18 protein-coding genes are annotated in these 15,365 nt (G+C 38.4%); 2 read left to right on the forward strand and 16 right to left on the reverse strand.

The window, feature by feature from the left end; translation table 11 throughout:
• Positions 1 to 15: 15 nt before the first annotated feature.
• From HWV02_RS17875 to HWV02_RS17935, 13 genes are read right to left on the reverse strand one after another with little or no spacing between them, the layout of a single operon-like run.
• Positions 16 to 1,239: a pilus assembly protein gene (locus tag HWV02_RS17875; protein ID WP_255550532.1), complete on the reverse strand. Its 1,224-nt coding sequence runs from the start codon at positions 1,237 to 1,239 to the stop codon at positions 16 to 18.
• Positions 1,239 to 1,775: a tight adherence pilus pseudopilin TadF gene (gene tadF / locus HWV02_RS17880; RefSeq protein ID WP_075471057.1), complete on the reverse strand. Its 537-nt coding sequence runs from the start codon at positions 1,773 to 1,775 to the stop codon at positions 1,239 to 1,241. Before tadF ends, HWV02_RS17875 begins: the two co-directional genes overlap by 1 nt.
• Positions 1,759 to 2,250 carry a TadE family protein gene (locus HWV02_RS17885; protein WP_211689024.1) on the reverse strand — a complete coding sequence of 164 codons (492 nt, stop codon included), beginning with the start codon at positions 2,248 to 2,250 and terminating at the stop codon, positions 1,759 to 1,761. Before HWV02_RS17885 ends, tadF begins: the two co-directional genes overlap by 17 nt.
• A gap of 9 nt (positions 2,251 to 2,259) precedes the next feature.
• On the reverse strand, positions 2,260 to 2,958 hold the full coding sequence (locus tag HWV02_RS17890; RefSeq protein ID WP_211677037.1) for a lipopolysaccharide assembly protein LapB: 699 nt from the start codon (positions 2,956 to 2,958) through the stop codon (positions 2,260 to 2,262).
• 4 nt (positions 2,959 to 2,962) lie between these two features.
• A complete protein-coding gene (locus HWV02_RS17895) occupies positions 2,963 to 3,844 on the reverse strand; it encodes a type II secretion system F family protein (RefSeq protein WP_211689026.1) in 882 nt (293 codons plus the stop codon).
• On the reverse strand, positions 3,844 to 4,764 hold the full coding sequence (locus HWV02_RS17900; RefSeq protein ID WP_211689027.1) for a type II secretion system F family protein: 921 nt from the start codon (positions 4,762 to 4,764) through the stop codon (positions 3,844 to 3,846). Before HWV02_RS17900 ends, HWV02_RS17895 begins: the two co-directional genes overlap by 1 nt.
• Positions 4,761 to 6,059 carry a CpaF family protein gene (locus tag HWV02_RS17905; RefSeq protein WP_211689030.1) on the reverse strand — a complete coding sequence of 433 codons (1,299 nt, stop codon included), beginning with the start codon at positions 6,057 to 6,059 and terminating at the stop codon, positions 4,761 to 4,763. The genes HWV02_RS17900 and HWV02_RS17905 overlap by 4 nt, the downstream gene beginning before the upstream one ends.
• Entirely contained in the window at positions 6,059 to 7,294 is a 1,236-nt protein-coding gene (locus HWV02_RS17910; protein WP_211672762.1) for a chromosome partitioning protein ParA, read from the reverse strand. Before HWV02_RS17910 ends, HWV02_RS17905 begins: the two co-directional genes overlap by 1 nt.
• Positions 7,294 to 7,821: a hypothetical protein gene (locus tag HWV02_RS17915; protein ID WP_255550533.1), complete on the reverse strand. Its 528-nt coding sequence runs from the start codon at positions 7,819 to 7,821 to the stop codon at positions 7,294 to 7,296. The genes HWV02_RS17910 and HWV02_RS17915 overlap by 1 nt, the downstream gene beginning before the upstream one ends.
• The gene (locus HWV02_RS17920; protein WP_211689032.1) at positions 7,818 to 9,155 is read right to left on the reverse strand and encodes a type II and III secretion system protein family protein; all 1,338 of its coding nucleotides are present in this window, start codon (positions 9,153 to 9,155) and stop codon (positions 7,818 to 7,820) included. The genes HWV02_RS17915 and HWV02_RS17920 overlap by 4 nt, the downstream gene beginning before the upstream one ends.
• On the reverse strand, positions 9,156 to 9,974 hold the full coding sequence (gene cpaB, locus HWV02_RS17925) for a Flp pilus assembly protein CpaB (RefSeq protein WP_211689034.1): 819 nt from the start codon (positions 9,972 to 9,974) through the stop codon (positions 9,156 to 9,158).
• Between the two features lie 9 nt (positions 9,975 to 9,983).
• Positions 9,984 to 10,409, reverse strand: coding sequence for a prepilin peptidase (locus tag HWV02_RS17930; protein ID WP_211689036.1), 426 nt, complete (start codon positions 10,407 to 10,409; stop codon positions 9,984 to 9,986).
• Positions 10,410 to 10,417: 8 nt separating this feature from the next.
• Positions 10,418 to 10,630, reverse strand: a complete 213-nt coding sequence (locus tag HWV02_RS17935; RefSeq protein ID WP_211689038.1) for a Flp family type IVb pilin — start codon at positions 10,628 to 10,630, stop codon at positions 10,418 to 10,420.
• A gap of 227 nt (positions 10,631 to 10,857) precedes the next feature.
• Here HWV02_RS17935 and HWV02_RS17940 point away from each other — a divergent pair, with 227 nt between their 5' ends.
• Positions 10,858 to 11,472: a hypothetical protein gene (locus HWV02_RS17940; RefSeq protein ID WP_255546901.1), complete on the forward strand. Its 615-nt coding sequence runs from the start codon at positions 10,858 to 10,860 to the stop codon at positions 11,470 to 11,472.
• Positions 11,473 to 11,557: 85 nt separating this feature from the next.
• Here HWV02_RS17940 and HWV02_RS17945 read toward each other — a convergent pair whose 3' ends face one another.
• Together HWV02_RS17945 and HWV02_RS17950 are read right to left on the reverse strand one after the other, a co-directional pair.
• Positions 11,558 to 12,748, reverse strand: coding sequence for a sensor histidine kinase KdpD (locus HWV02_RS17945; RefSeq protein ID WP_211689040.1), 1,191 nt, complete (start codon positions 12,746 to 12,748; stop codon positions 11,558 to 11,560).
• Positions 12,745 to 13,452: a response regulator transcription factor gene (locus tag HWV02_RS17950; protein WP_211689042.1), complete on the reverse strand. Its 708-nt coding sequence runs from the start codon at positions 13,450 to 13,452 to the stop codon at positions 12,745 to 12,747. Before HWV02_RS17950 ends, HWV02_RS17945 begins: the two co-directional genes overlap by 4 nt.
• A gap of 476 nt (positions 13,453 to 13,928) precedes the next feature.
• On the opposite strand from HWV02_RS17950, the gene HWV02_RS17955 reads away from it, so the two are divergent.
• Positions 13,929 to 14,459, forward strand: coding sequence for a chorismate mutase (locus HWV02_RS17955; protein WP_211689044.1), 531 nt, complete (start codon positions 13,929 to 13,931; stop codon positions 14,457 to 14,459).
• 180 nt (positions 14,460 to 14,639) lie between these two features.
• On the opposite strand, the gene HWV02_RS17960 is transcribed toward HWV02_RS17955, so the two are convergent.
• On the reverse strand, positions 14,640 to 15,359 hold the full coding sequence (locus HWV02_RS17960) for a glutamine amidotransferase (RefSeq protein WP_211689046.1): 720 nt from the start codon (positions 15,357 to 15,359) through the stop codon (positions 14,640 to 14,642).
• Positions 15,360 to 15,365: the final 6 nt, after the last annotated feature.

Here is a 15,365-nt window from a genome sequence, read left to right on the forward strand (position 1 = left end):
CCCATTCATTCACAGTTACTTTAGATGACCGATTTCTTCAGATATTAGCTCTAGGATCTTATCTAATATTTCTTGTTCATTTTCGGCTTTATAAACATTATCAATGCCGACACACCTCGCTAGCTCTACGTTATCACTTAGTGGATAACCAAAACCAATAACAGCCAACTTAGCCGTATGACTTTCTCCCTTCTCGTTTTTTCCTTCCGAAAGCCTCTGCTTTATTTGTTTGCAATAGCCCCTATCATTTAAGGCCCTATGAACAGCTGTTTTATGTCCATCGTCTCCATCTGAAAGAACGATGAGTAATCGTCTTGCATTCTTACCCTCGTCATTTAACATCTGAGCACCACTAATAATTCCTTCGAAAGAAGCCGTACCATGATGTGCACGAAAACTATTGAATTGGTGAATAAAATTTTTATAGTTATTGGTTAATGGGATATCGTGAAAAGATGAGCGATCATCGTAACGCCTACTCTTATAGATCCCCTTATGCCAAAGTTCCCTTATAGTCACATCCGGATAAAGACCAGCATTTTGCAAACTATGTCCTTTCTCATCCGTGGTATACCAATTAAAAGGGACAATACCGACCATATTATTTCCGTCAGTAACTTCATCAAACTTTTCAACTTCCTTTACAATATTTCCCATGACGTTTTTAAGCGTATCAATCTTTACTCTGCCGTTCCAACGATAGTTCATAGACCCTGAAAAATCGGCAACGAACACAACATCAACGGTTTTATTCACATACTTCCGCGCTTTTGCTGCATGCCCAACTGTAAACGTATCACCAAAGCCGACAATAGATTCATTACCAGGAAACCATGTATTGAGTTTCGTTTTAGCCTCGATACGGTACTCGTTAAAACGGTTCTCCCCTTTTCTTAACCCTGCAAGACATTCGGGTATATCATTACATGCTAATTTACTAATTTTTAGGTCTTGGGGTAATATCGTATCCTGATTATAAAAATAGTTTGAAATAACACGAGTAGCGATATCCCTATTTACTTTTGAACCAGCACCATCAAAATCTACATCAGTGTTATCAGCATTTTTTGCTGCGATTGTTAAAATAGCAACTTCCGCGGCATCCCCTAACCGTGCTTTACTCTGTAAAGCACGCACCCCGTCAGTCGCCAGAGCAAAAATACCAAACAAAACAGGAACTATCATTACAAACAGTAATGCTGCATGCCCTTGTTGGCGCTTATAATATGCTTTCATCATTATCGGCCTATCATTATTGCGCTAGATGATACGGTATTAAACTCTTCACCTATCAACGCCCCAAACCAGTTTTCAGTTCTGTAAACCATGGTAACCCGGTATATGCTCGCTCTGCGTCCCCAACTCGTCATCACAGCCAAGTTTCTCAGAGAATCCATGCCGATACTCGGCGTAATTGGTTGAGTTCCTTCAGGAAATGAAACAACAACCGACTCATCCCGACTGTTAAATTGCAACGCTTCTATATGCATACCCCATCGCTTGCCATCAAAATTCTGTGAGGTTCTGCGCATACTTTGCTTTGCAATCGTATTTAGAGTACTGGTTTCAGCCTCTGATAGTGTGTAACTGTCGTTGTAGAACTGGGTACGCTCTTTAAGAATGTTGGCCACAGAATAACTTAATCGGTCAAGCTTTCCCTTCAGCGATAATTTAACGATCACATCAGCACTAAATATAATAAGGAAGGAAAAAGCGACACCAACAATTGCAAATTCAACGGTGAAATTACCTTTTTGTTTATAATTTAAATTCATCGCGCTCATATTCCTGTATCACAATTGATTCTCGAACTAAGAGTTGATCATCACTTAAAAAATAGTTAAACATCGGGTTATAGTTATATTCGACTCGGTATATTGCAATGGCACTATTCACCTCGATACCACATTCTTTAAATTCATCTTCACCTGGTTCGCAAACCGACGTGATATTCTTAAGCTCTCTCAAACTAGCAATATAGTGAACAGACACTTTAAACTTACTCGTATCTAGAAATTGCGACCAGAGGGTGTTATTGCTTTTTATACTTTGCCGAAACTGATTCATATAGCCATCTTCATCTTTCTTCACCGACCGAGAAGATTCAGCCAATGCTAAGTCGGTTAATCCAGATATATAAGACACGTAGCTCATTTCAACCCAAACACAAACTAATAACCAAAATGGAAATAGCCCGAGAACAAACTCTATGGTCGCTACGCCATTCTGGGTCCTTAATGCTTTATTCATATAGAGGTCTCACGGTAGGGGTTTCAGTTCGATTAATGCGGTGACGATGTCGTCTATTTCATCTTGCGAATAACTTGAAGTTAAAATACTTCTAACAGCATTCACATCATTAATTTGAGAGAAAGCAATGATCAAGTTAGCCTTTATTTTAATATCACTTGGATCTTTAGTATAAAGTGGCATTAAACGTGTAATTGAAGCCTGTGGATTTCCTTCAAGTAAATCTAAAACAGCTAAGTTGTTTTGAATAATAATATCGTCATGAAAATGTGCTCTCGCACGATTAAAATAAATTCTTGCTTGCGCATAATTATTATTCTCGGCATAAATCAGCCCCATTAAGTTTTCAATCTCAGGGTTTACGCCAACTTTCTCTATTATTTCTTCACATGTACGTAATGCATTATCAAAATTTTCACTTTTATATAATGCTTTTGCCTTTATCTCTAATATATCGATAGAGACTTCACCTTGTTTCAATAAAGGCGCTAACGTAAACAAGCTTGATTCATAGTCATCAATCGATAAGTAAGCATTCGCCAACTTCGTTCTGAGCATGTCATTCTCTTCCGCCTTTAACTCGGCCTTATATAGCTCAATCATTTTGTGATTATTTTGAGTTTGTTCATAAAAATCGAGTGAATTGGAGATCGAATCATTGTTATTAGCGGCACAACCTGAAACGAGCAGTATCAATATAAAAGTCAAATATCTATACACTTTGCACTAACCTCATAATACCCGGGGCCGCGATTAAGATAACAATCGGAACCATAATAAATAAAATCAATGGGATTGACATTTTTGCAGCCAACTTACCAATTTTCTCTTCCATGCCTAACATTTGCAGTTCACGTATGTCTTTCGCCAGCGTCGTTAAAATACTGTATATAGACGTGCCATATCTAAGACTCTGTTTAAGGGTGACGACAAAGCTGCGCATTTCATTGCTTGGTACTAACTCATACAGCTCATCTAATGCTTTTTCTAAACTTACAATCTTTGAACGATCATTTGTTTTATCAAGGAAATAGCTGATATCTCTGTCGAATGCAGCCATCTCCTTAGATAAATAGCGCATAGAAGACTCAATAGTCATACCTGTTTGTATACAAACAGCCATGAGGTCTAATAAGTAAGGTAACTTGTTTGCAATTTTATGACGTAGCTGCTTCGTTCTATAATCAATATATATATCGGGTATAACCACACATATCAGCACCCATACAGCAATAAATACCACATGTTGAGTCATCTCTATCGACTGGTTTAATGATAAAAAGTAATACCCGCACAAACCAATAACAAGCAAAGCATACTTGATCTTAAGATAATGCTCAGCCCAAGAAATATGATAAAAACCTGCAGCCTCAAATGCATTTTTAGTGGTTTTTTTACGATCATTAAGTGCCTTTTGAATCTGAGCTTCAGCCTTTTTAATATAGGGTATGTCCCCTTCATCTGATTTAGCAAAGTTAAGCTTCGACAGCTTGCTGCTACGCCTCCACAAAACAAACGTATAAAAACCAAGTAAGCCCACGCCAGACGTGATTAATATCAGTAATAAGAACAACTCATTTTGACTGCTAAGCATTATTTCACCCCTTTCATTAATGACCAAATGATGGACATACCGATAAGTTCGCTCACCAATACGTAATAAAGAATTGGTTTACCTGAGTCACTAAACATCACAAACTCAAAGTTTTCAGGGCTTAAATATTGCAAGATAAACAGGAATATAAATGGAATAGCGCCGACAATTTTAGCGGAAGCCCTCGCCTCCGATGTCATTGCATATTTCTTTTTTTCTATCGCGTTCGAATCAAAAATTAAACGATTAAGTCGCGTTATAATCTCTTTAAGTTGACCACCACGCTGCATATTTGCACGCAATGTAATGACAAAAAACTGGAAAGTTGGATATGGATAGCGTACACAAGACTTTTGGAAAACCTTATCAGGTGTTTCACCCAGCTGGAGTCGCTCCCCCATCAATTTAAACTCTCGACCGACATCATTGTCTAGCGATTGGCCAACAAAAATAATCGCGTGCATAATACTTTCACCAGCACTCACAGCACTTGCGAGCATATTGAGCGCATCGGGAAAAGAAGCCTCAAAGTTTTTCTTAGCCCGATTTGCAAGCCATGAATAACCAACAACAACAGAGACTATTAACATAGGTACAGAAACAAATAGCCAGTGTACTCGGAAAAAACCTTTGTTCACAAACAGTGATAAAACGATGATAATAATCATAAACAAAGCTGCTTTTAGAGGTGCAGCTTGTCCAAGATAACGCTTTAGGTTATTCACCAGCCTTACTGTCTTTTGTTTCCAGTCCAGTGCTGTCAGCGAGCTAAAATTTAATGCTTGTTGATTTTCGTCCATAGAGCTAACCAGCACAGAACGATTTATATGCGCTAGGTATTTTTGTTTATTTTTCTGGTTAGGTTTCAATGCGACTAGCACTAAAATACCACCTAAACAAAGACATAAACTGGCTATCATGCCGTTTCCCCTGCTCTAAATACGGGGTCTCCGACTCTAAATGCAGCAGATAATTTATCCTCAAGGCCAAAAAAGCGCGCCTTTTCCATCAATACAGAACGCTGCATCAAACCAGCAGTAATGAAGTTACCACTCACCTTTCCGCCCGGCCCCTGCGAAGCTTGAGGTTGGAAACGAAATATCTCTTCGAGCACCACATTACTGCCTTCTAAACCGACAACTTCAGTAATACTCATTACTTTTCGGCTACCGTCATGCAAACGGCTAATTTGAATAACCAAATCGACAGCGCTCACAATCGTTCTTCTAATTGCTTCAAGTGGTAAATTATTGGTCGCCATCATAACCATGGCTTCTACACGTGCAAGTGCGTCTCTTGGCGTATTCGCGTGTAGTGTCGACATTGAGCCGTCATGTCCCGTATTCATCGCTTGCAGCATTTCAAACGCTTCGCTACCACGACATTCGCCGACAATGATCCGGTCAGGTCTCATACGCAGTGAGTTAATCACGAGGTCACGCTGTGTAATCGCACCATTGCCTTCAATACCAGCGGTTCTTGTTTCAAGTCTTACAACATGAGGCTGTTGAAGCTTAAGCTCGGCTGCATCTTCAATTGTCACTATTCGTTCATTTTCAGAAATAAACTGCGAAAGTGCATTCAGCATCGTGGTTTTACCCGACCCCGTACCACCTGAAATCAGAATATTCAAACGACAGTGTGCCGCGATCATCAGTAATTGCGCCATTTCTGGTGACATAGCACCAAATTCGGCTAGTTTTTCTAAACCAATACTGCTTTTTTTAAATTTACGAATTGATATAGATGTACCATCAATCGCCACAGGGGGAATAACAATATTCACACGGCTGCCATCAGCTAAACGCGCATCGCAAGTTGGCTGTGATTCATCAACACGTCTTCCCACCCTGCTGGCAATACGTTTTGCGATTTGAAGTAGCTGTGCCTCGTCAATAAATGACGCTGCAGAACGCTCAACTAAGCCATTTCGTTCAATATAAACCTGGTTCGCACCATTGATCATAATGTCACTGATACTCTCGTCATCCATCAGAGATTGCAAAGGACCTAAGCCATGAATCTCATCGATTAAGTTTTTAACAAATTCAGCTCGAATCAATACAGTTATTGCTAATCCTTGTCGTTCAGCCAGCAAATCAATAGCACCCGACAACTGCTTTGCTAGTTGCTCTTTAGTAAGGCTATTAACCGCTTCAACTTCAAGCGCATCGAAAATTTGTAACCTCAAACGGGCATAAACAGACATTTCCATTACGTTCGACCCTTAAATAACTGCTTAATTGAAAAGGGTTTAGTGACACGACTCTCTTGACCAAGGATCAATCCAGTTAATTTATGGATATTACTAGACAAGGCGCTGTTGAGTTGATAAATATGCTTACCTTCAATAATGTCCTTCGCTGCACTTTTATCAAAACCACATACAATATCAATTTTTTGGCCTAAACACTTCTCGACCTCCGCTCTGCTGATACTGGCTGACATTTCAGGTCGGGTGTAATTCATCACTAAAATACACCGCAGTGGTGAACCAATTCTGTCTAATTCAGAAATAAGACGGCAGGCCTCTCTAACACTCGCCACGCTTGGTTCAATAACTAAAACAAAGATGTCACATTCCTGAGATACATAAAGCAGATCCTTTTTACTATTAACTGAACGTGAAAGATCTTCTAGAATAAAGTTGTTCTGTTTTGCTAATTCGGTTGCAAAGATACGAATATATTCTTTCAACTCAAGTTCATTCAGCTCGGCGGATTCAATAGATAATACCGACAGCATATCGTTAACTTTTCTCGTCATGCTTGTTGCATAACTAAAGTCCATTCCAGCCGTCATCCCTCCTTTCTGAACCATTCTTTTTTCAAAGTCAGGAATACCTAAAAATATATCAATATCACCACCAGAAAAATTATGATCGACGATCACGCATGAACTATTTTTTAAGTCACTTAGGATTAAACCAATTTCACTGGTTAACAAGGTCGTCCCTAAACCACCTTTAGAGCCCCAAACTGCCACTTTTTTAGCGATTCTATTCTTGCCAAGCCCAGCTTGTTTTTTACGATTTTCATAAACATGTTTTACAAAGTCGACAAGCTCAACTTTCGTAATTGGCCAAAATAAATAATAAAACCCCATCTGCTTTAGATTTCGGATTGTCGATATCGCATCCTCACTACCAATTACAATAACAGAGGCATGATTGGGTAGTAGGTGTGAGATCCTTTCCATATCTTTAGTGACATTTTGACTTCGGTTAAGATCAACCAGCACCACTTCTATAGAGGATTCTCTGACATGGCGACGAATATTTTCATCGGTATTCTCGATACTCGCTGGCGTAGTAATACCTTCAAAACGAAAGGCTTCTTCTACTAACTCTTTACACTCTACCGTTTGGTTAAATAAAACCGCCGAAAAAGTATCTTCATGTTTTACCTTTTCATCATTTTTTGATTTGAGTAGATCTACAATATCAAGCATTACAAAGCCTTTGATGGACGAGTATCCATTTCAAATTGATTCAACATATTTTCGGGATTACTCATTAACTGCCAACGCATAGAATCGACCGTACAACCTAATTGATTATGATTAAAATCACCTAATTGGTCAGGACGACAAATGGGTACTGTCACTTGATGCCGCGTTACCCTAATAACATAATCAAAACGCTGCTTGATAGGCTGCTTAACACGGGCAATGCTTATCATAGAGGCCTCTATACCTTGTGCATGCAATTTAGATTCAACTTTTTTAGCAAATTTGTACGCGGTATTATTACTGACATACATTTGTATGTGACCAAACAAGATGTTATCTTTTTGCTCGACAAGGAACGAATCAAGTCTCTTTTTTGCATCTAGACTTTTACTTTTGTTCAAGTTTAGCGACAATGAATAATGTATTGGTGTGATATCGACGCCAATACCACTCGTAACATCGGCGCGGTCAGCGCAAGCTGTCAAAAACAAGATACTACTAATAATCAATACCTTAATATGTTTCATAGTTTAAACCCTCCGTTTGACAACAACTCTTTAGTCCATTTAGCACTCTCAACCGAAAATTCCTGCTCCACAGCAAAGAAACGGCTTAGGGTTGTAGTTCTACGCATCGTCGGAAGTTGAATTTGCTCTGCGCTGATAGGCTTAACAAGATTAACAGTCGCAACAATAACGAGTTCCGTTTTATTACGCTCTGTCTCCGTCTTCCTAAATAGCGCACCTAATAGCGGGATCTCTGCAAGCAAAGGCACTTTTTTTAATACTTCTTTATCTTCAGTGCTCATCAGTCCACCAAGTAAAAAGCTCTGGCCATCGCCTAATTCAACAGTAGTGCTTGCTTTACGTGTTTTAAGTGCAGGTAAATCATATGTAGTATCAGCAAACTGAGTATCTAAATTACTAACTTCAGGCTCAAGAGATAGTCTGATTTTACTGTCTTGCAGTACTTCAGCAGAGACAGTGAGTTTGATGCCATATTCTTTATATGTGACTCTCGTTCCACCATCTTGATAGAAAATCACAGGTAGCTCACCACCGACTAGAAATTCAGCAGACTCACCAGAAATCACAGATAAATTAGGCTCAGCTAATATTTGTCCCAACGAGTCATTTCCACTCGCAGAAAGCCAAGAAACAATATCGCTACTAGCCCCTGTGGTTAAGTTTTTAACAAATTCGCCAGCCGTGAAATTTGCATTTAATATTGAGCCATATTCGACACCGATATGTTCAAGGAAAGTATGTGAAACTTCTGCAATCGATAACTTAACATTTACTTGTTTGGTTACCGCCAACTCAAGTTCATTCAATAGACCTGGGTACGTTTTTTTCTTTATTTTATTCTGCGTATCGTATACCGCTATATTTCCACTATTAGGTGCATTTATTGACTTTGATACAAGGTTCAGAATCTTATCTGACACGTCCTGAGAAGAGACAATGCCTCGCACCAACACCTGTGTATCCACATTAGTCAATGTCACCTTTTGCGTAGGAAATAATTTACGAATTTTGTTTCTGATACTGGCAAGATTACGAGCAACCACTATTTTGTAATTAAGTATGATTTCTCCATCTTCGTCAAAAATAACAAGATGTGTTTGACTACGTTTTTTGGCATAAATAATGGCTTTGTTCTTATCAATAACTTGGTAATCAGCCACACTTGGATCGCTAACAAATATAGTGCCAATTTCACGCTTAGTTGTTACTGTATGCGCATCACCATTATCGATATAAATCCATTTTTCCGCATAAGCAAGGTTAGGCAGTGTGAATAAGCATAATGCGGTCAATATTCTAAATAGAAGCTGCATATTTAATTTTATATTTTTCATTTATTTTATTACCACATGATTAGCACGCATCTCAGTAACGGATTTGAAATCTGGTAATACATCACCAGCATCCGCCTTTAGATCACCGGCAGTATAATCCCCGATTGATTTATGTACCTCTATTTCAGCAATTCGCTTCGCAACGGTAACCTTAGCAACTTGCTTTCTTGTCAATTCTAATATGATGTCAACATTGGCAGGTACATCTTCTAACTCGCTGTTGTCGGTAAGCACTTGCTCTACAACTTTAAGAATTTTGATGTTTAAAAGCACCGGATTAACACCGATCATTCTTGCCGTCTTTGATGCAGCAGCGCCGAATTCGATGCTCATACGTGACTGCGGTAATGTTAGCGCTACCAAATCCACACGCATGCCATGACGAATGACACCGCCAACAACAGCTTCAGCTGGTACACGTAATACATAAGGGACACGGTCTGGAGCTAACACTAGCTCGATGTATCCTTGGTCTTGTGGAGATACCAGCATGTCAGGAAATAACAAGGTACTTTTACTGAGCTTCTGACTATAAACAGCACCAGACGAAAAATTGATACTCATCTCGGTATCAACCCCATTTTTATTCGCTTCTGCTTCGGGTAAATACCGAATTTCAAAATCACTACGCTTTACAATGTCACCACGCTCAACATCGTTTTTTAACCACCAGGTCTTTAGCTTTTCGACATCTGTGTCTTGGACTAATGCTTCGATAACGGGAATATTGGTTTCCGGACGACTTAAGCTACCAGCAATACCATATAAACCGATGATAATTAACCCGATAGCAAGGCTTAAAATGAGTTTAGACTTCACACAGCGTTCCTAAATTGATGCAGCGATACCAAATAAAGCTCCTACACAAATAGCGAAACCATAAGGTACACCGCGTGTATAAGGTTCTTTCTTGTACCAAGAAAAAAGAATGAGTATTGCAGCTTGTAAACCACCAATAAAAACAATGACCATAATGGTCAAGAGTAAATAACTTGGGGAAATTGCAATTGAGAAAGCAAACAGTAGTTTTGCATCTCCGCCACCCATCATATTGAATCGATTGAGCATGAACCCACAGATTAAAACCAAGCTTGAATTAATGATGCTCAAATAATCGTAGTTATTAATAAAAATCAGCAAGCACAATACAAATATGCACACGCAATTAAAATTAGATATGTGCCTTATTTTAAAATCTGAAATACAGATAAATACGGACAATGTGGCTAAAAATAGCCACAAATAAGATGCCATCAAATAACTTATGAGTTAGGTGTATTAGCTGATGAAATATTGGTCGTAATTGTAGTTATTGCGTCAGTCAGTGCAGTACGCAAAGAACCATTGAATACAGCTAATACGATAGATGAGATAGCTACACCAATAATTGCGTATTCGATAGCGGTAACACCACGTTGATCTTTTTTGAACTCGTTAAGTGCAATAGCTGATTTTACATATAATTTAGTGATCATGATTTTCGACCTTAATAGTGAATGAAATTGATACAGAGAATCTAAATTTGATCTCTTCGATTAAGTTCATTCTATTTAATCAAATAACGAAAAAAATACACACTAAGGAAAACCAAGGGAGTTTAAACTGTTAACAAGCAACGCAGCTTACACTCCCTTAAAGACTGGCAGTTACCGGTTACTTACACTTTAGAAGGTATCCACGATTAACAACGCTAGGAGAAATAATGAAACGGGTTTATTTAATACTAAAATCAATGTTCATCGCATTACTACTGTCTCAGAATACGATTGCTTATGCAGAAGCGATTAAAGGTAAGCATTACGATAAAATCAAAAATGATTTTTATGAAGAAAGCCTTGGCGTTGAAAAGTTTTTTTCTTTAACTTGTCGGCCTTGTTGGAAGTTAAGTATGATGCTGCCTAATATCAGTAAGCAGAGCCAGCAGCATATATATAAAACACATGTCGTATTTGATGATGTAACGCGATCCGCAGCAACACTGTATTACTCTGCGACAGTTCAAAATAAAAATCTTCCAGAGAATTTTATCCGCGAACTCTTTTTAATTGTTCAAGCATCAGCACCAATTAAAGGTAGCTCGGTAGCGAACCTGTTTACTCGTTACCAACTTAACCCTATCAGTCAACTAACAGAAGAACAGCAAGCGAAAGTTAATACACAGCTGGCTCGTTCAGAAAAATTGACTGCACAAGCCACAATCATGCAAATTCCAAGCATCATTGTAAATGGTACATACCAAGTAAATATGCGCCCACATAAGTCTATTGCTGAGCTATCAGAAACAATTAAATATCTGACCGATTTGAAGCATTCATGAGTTAAAAATAGAGTATTACGCGAAGATATCTCCCCCTAATTTATAAAAAAAGGGGGGAGATCGTATTATTCAGAGAGATAACCGTTTAGTGGCTCATTACCAGTGTAACCTGTCCACCATCGCTATTATTATGAAGAAAGACCTGCCCGTTCAACAGCTTCGTTAATTCAAATATTAAAACCAAGCCTATGCCAAATCCATCTTTACTTAAAATATTAGCAATATCCCCGTTATTAACGGCTGATATTGTTTTTTCTGTAAAGCCCTTACCATCGTCCTTAATTTTCACAACATCCACATTAGGGTAGGATGTAAGTGAAATTAGAATCGTTTCATTTGCATAACGTTCGGCATTAGATAAGATATTTAAAAATAGAATTTTAAGCAGCTTGGCATCACTTTGGATTGTTTTAGAACAGTTAACTAACTCGAAGTTTTTATGTCCTCCCAGCGTTGAAATTGTTGATTCCAAAACATCAACCAAATTGATTTTCTCTTGGCACAACACCACTTCTTTGTTCAACAGTTTAAAGAGGTGGAGACTGCTTTCACACAGCGTATTTAGGCTACAGACTTGCGTACCCAAACGCTCTAAAAGAAATTCATTGTTACCTTTATTCGACACCAGTATATCGCTGGTTAGCTGAATAGCGGCTAAGGGGGTTCTTATATCGTGTGGTAGTGTTGCATAAAGCATTTTTTGTTTAATAATCAGTTCATCAATCGCACTCGCCATCTTGTGTTGATTTCGTATCAAACTCCGAATCGACTCAGGCCCAGTTTCTTCCACTCGGGTCTTAAACTTCCCCTCAGAATAGCTCTCGGATAAGAAGTGAAGAGACATGATCCCATTACTCCACGCTCGAAGCGATATCAACAAAATCATCAAGGTGCATAAAATTTGAATTGCATCATCTATTAATTCAATGGTTTTTAGTTCCTTTACCACAGGCGCATTCGCGTAGGCTTCACTATCAAACGTCGCTCGAATAAACTTAACATCATCATGACTGCTTGTAATCGAATGCAAGTTGTCCAAAGGTAAATCTGCAGCGTAATTAGAGTCTATATTACATTGAAACTGCCAGACAGCCGCATCGGTATGAGTATGGTTGTCATGGTTTTCCAAACCCTCTATCACCATTTCGACACGATTAAGGTTTAGCTGGTCTTCAAGCGCTTCCTTTTGAGGGTTGATGAAAATATCAGAAATAATTGAACTGACAATATAGCCCAATATCACGGAGGTAAAGACTTGGGTAATGAATGTTTTCATCGCTTTATCATAGGGTAAGAAAGAAAGAAACCTTTTGAACGTCGATTTTTTATCAACTCAATACCCGGTAGTTGTATAGCAAATTTCTTTCTCAACGAAGAGATACGCATATATATAGAACGGTCTTCTTCGTGATAACTAAAACCATGAATTTTTTCGAATAATACAGCGACAGATATAGGCTGTTCCGCATCTGACAATATTTCTAATAATTCATATTCCGAGGGAATCAGTTTAATCTGAATTTGATTGTAAAACACACTCGAATGCAGGGCACTTAGATAAAACTGATCACGGCTTAAATTTTCTTCTTGTTGTTCGTCAACTTGCTTTTCAACCAAGTATAGGTCTAGTTGACGCTTAATTCTTTCACTTAACACTTTCGTTCTGATCGGCTTAGTGACGTAATCATTTGCCCCTAAAAGTAGAGAGTTTGTCTCTGTTAACTCTGTATCGTTGGCGGTCATCATTACTATTGGCGCTTCAAATTCCAGATCTTTTAACGCTTTGAGTACGCTTAATCCTGAAGTATGTGGAAGCTGTATATCTAGGAGTACGAGTTTGGGTTTTTTTTCAATTATGAATTCTACAGCACCATCACCAGTATCAAGGCAGTCGATATCATAACCTTCTATTTCAGAAAGAAAATAACACAACATTTCTCGTAACTGAAGATCATCCTCAATGATTACAATGTCTAGCATATAATACCTATATTCTTTGATTCAGCGAAAATGGCAGAACCTTTATAGCCATAACTCAAGTGGTTAAAATGAAATAAACATAATCTATGTAGAATCAATTAAACGACATTAAATCAACAATTAACCTTCTTCAGATTATCTCTCTAATAAAGCAAACAACGCAATGTTTAAATTGCATTTATATGATATTTAATAAGCACATAATGATAACAGTGTAATTATAAAACAATTAATACCACAATTTGAGTAGACCATAGAGGAAGTATTCACATTACATTAATATAAGCATAAATATAACAAGAAGGGAGCTTAATTAAAGAGCTGCGACAATCGCATATACCGTTAAAAATAAAATACTATGATTCTCCCAACGAGATAACCAGATTGAATTGCCATCCCTGTAAAACAAACATAAGCTTGCATTTATTTTAATCAGACTTAGAATGCCCATAATATCAATCAATTAAGAGGCTTAAATGCTAAAAGGATTTACACTAATAGCGATCACGCTACTTTCATTCAGCGCATTCGCAACACCAACACCATCAGAACTGTTCTCAACCCTAAATCAACGATTGAGCTACATGGAAGATGTTGCCTTATATAAAGCAAATAACAATAAACCTATTGAAGACATTGAACGCGAGAAAGTGGTCATCGATAAAGCGAGTAAATCAGCAGAAAAAGTAGGCTTAGATAAACAAAGCGTGGTTGGTTTTTTCCAAACCCAAATCTCGGCGGCAAAAGCCATTCAATATAGATACCGCGCTGATTTATTAAGTCAAACCACCAGCAACACACCTCGAGATCTAAAAACGGTCATTAGACCAGCACTGATCAAACTGGGGAAAGAAATCAATACAAAACTGGCTTTATATTTAAATGAAGGCGGTAAATTTACAGCACAAGACTGGGAAACATTTAAAGTCACGCTAGATTCTCGTTATTTGACTGATGCAGACAAACAAGCGCTATTTAAGGCTTTATCACAAATACGACTTAAGTAAATCATAATCAGGGCACTACTTAGTGCCCCGATTATCAGAACAGCGGTAATTTCGTCGAGTTCTCTCGCTACAATTTGCAGAAGTTTGTGGCAACGCAATCAGAATTTATATTTGAGGTAATTAGACTACTCGGGGCAAGCTATCTATTCTGGCTCGGATATGGTGTCGTAATAACAGTTATCAACCATCACGATAAGCCTGCACTAATTTATCCAAAAAACCACCCAATAATTGATTCATGCGTGCTGTCGAATGTTTAAGGATCGAACTCGGATCTTGAATATACTGACCTCTTGAGTCAGAATTAAATGCTAACTGATCATGCTCAATCAAAGGAGGCAACTGCTCACTTATAAACTCAAGGTGACACTGAAAGCCATAAACTAACGTTGAATACCGCACGATTTGTCGTGGACATCCTTTACTTACCGCCAATACCACACTGTCACTTGTCAATCCCGGCATGTCATTATGCCAATGACCCACAACCTCTGCTAAATCAAACTCTGCTAATTTGGAATCGATGTGCCCATGCTCTGTCATCACAATAGGAAAGTAACCAATCTCTTGCTCAGGGCTTGTTTGGTACGCAGCGCCTAAGGCTTCACCAATTAACTGCGCCCCCAAGCAAACTCCAATAACGGCTTTGTTATTCGCGATTGCCTGTTTAATGAATGCTTGCTCGCCAAGACTATCAAAGTGCGGACACTCCTCTTTGCGGGTGCGAGGGTTCTGCGGCCCGCCCAATATAACAAGAAGATCAAATGCTTCATCTTCATAAACTAATGCTTCACTTAAGTAAACGCGAGTGAAGCTGACTTGATAGTTATTTAGATGTGCCCACTCAATGAAATACCCCGGCCCTTCGTAAGATTCATGTTCAATAAAATGAATTCTCATATTTCC

It is taken from the genome of Moritella sp. 28, from assembly GCF_018219435.1.
In the GTDB taxonomy this organism is placed as follows: Bacteria; Pseudomonadota; Gammaproteobacteria; order Enterobacterales; family Moritellaceae; genus Moritella.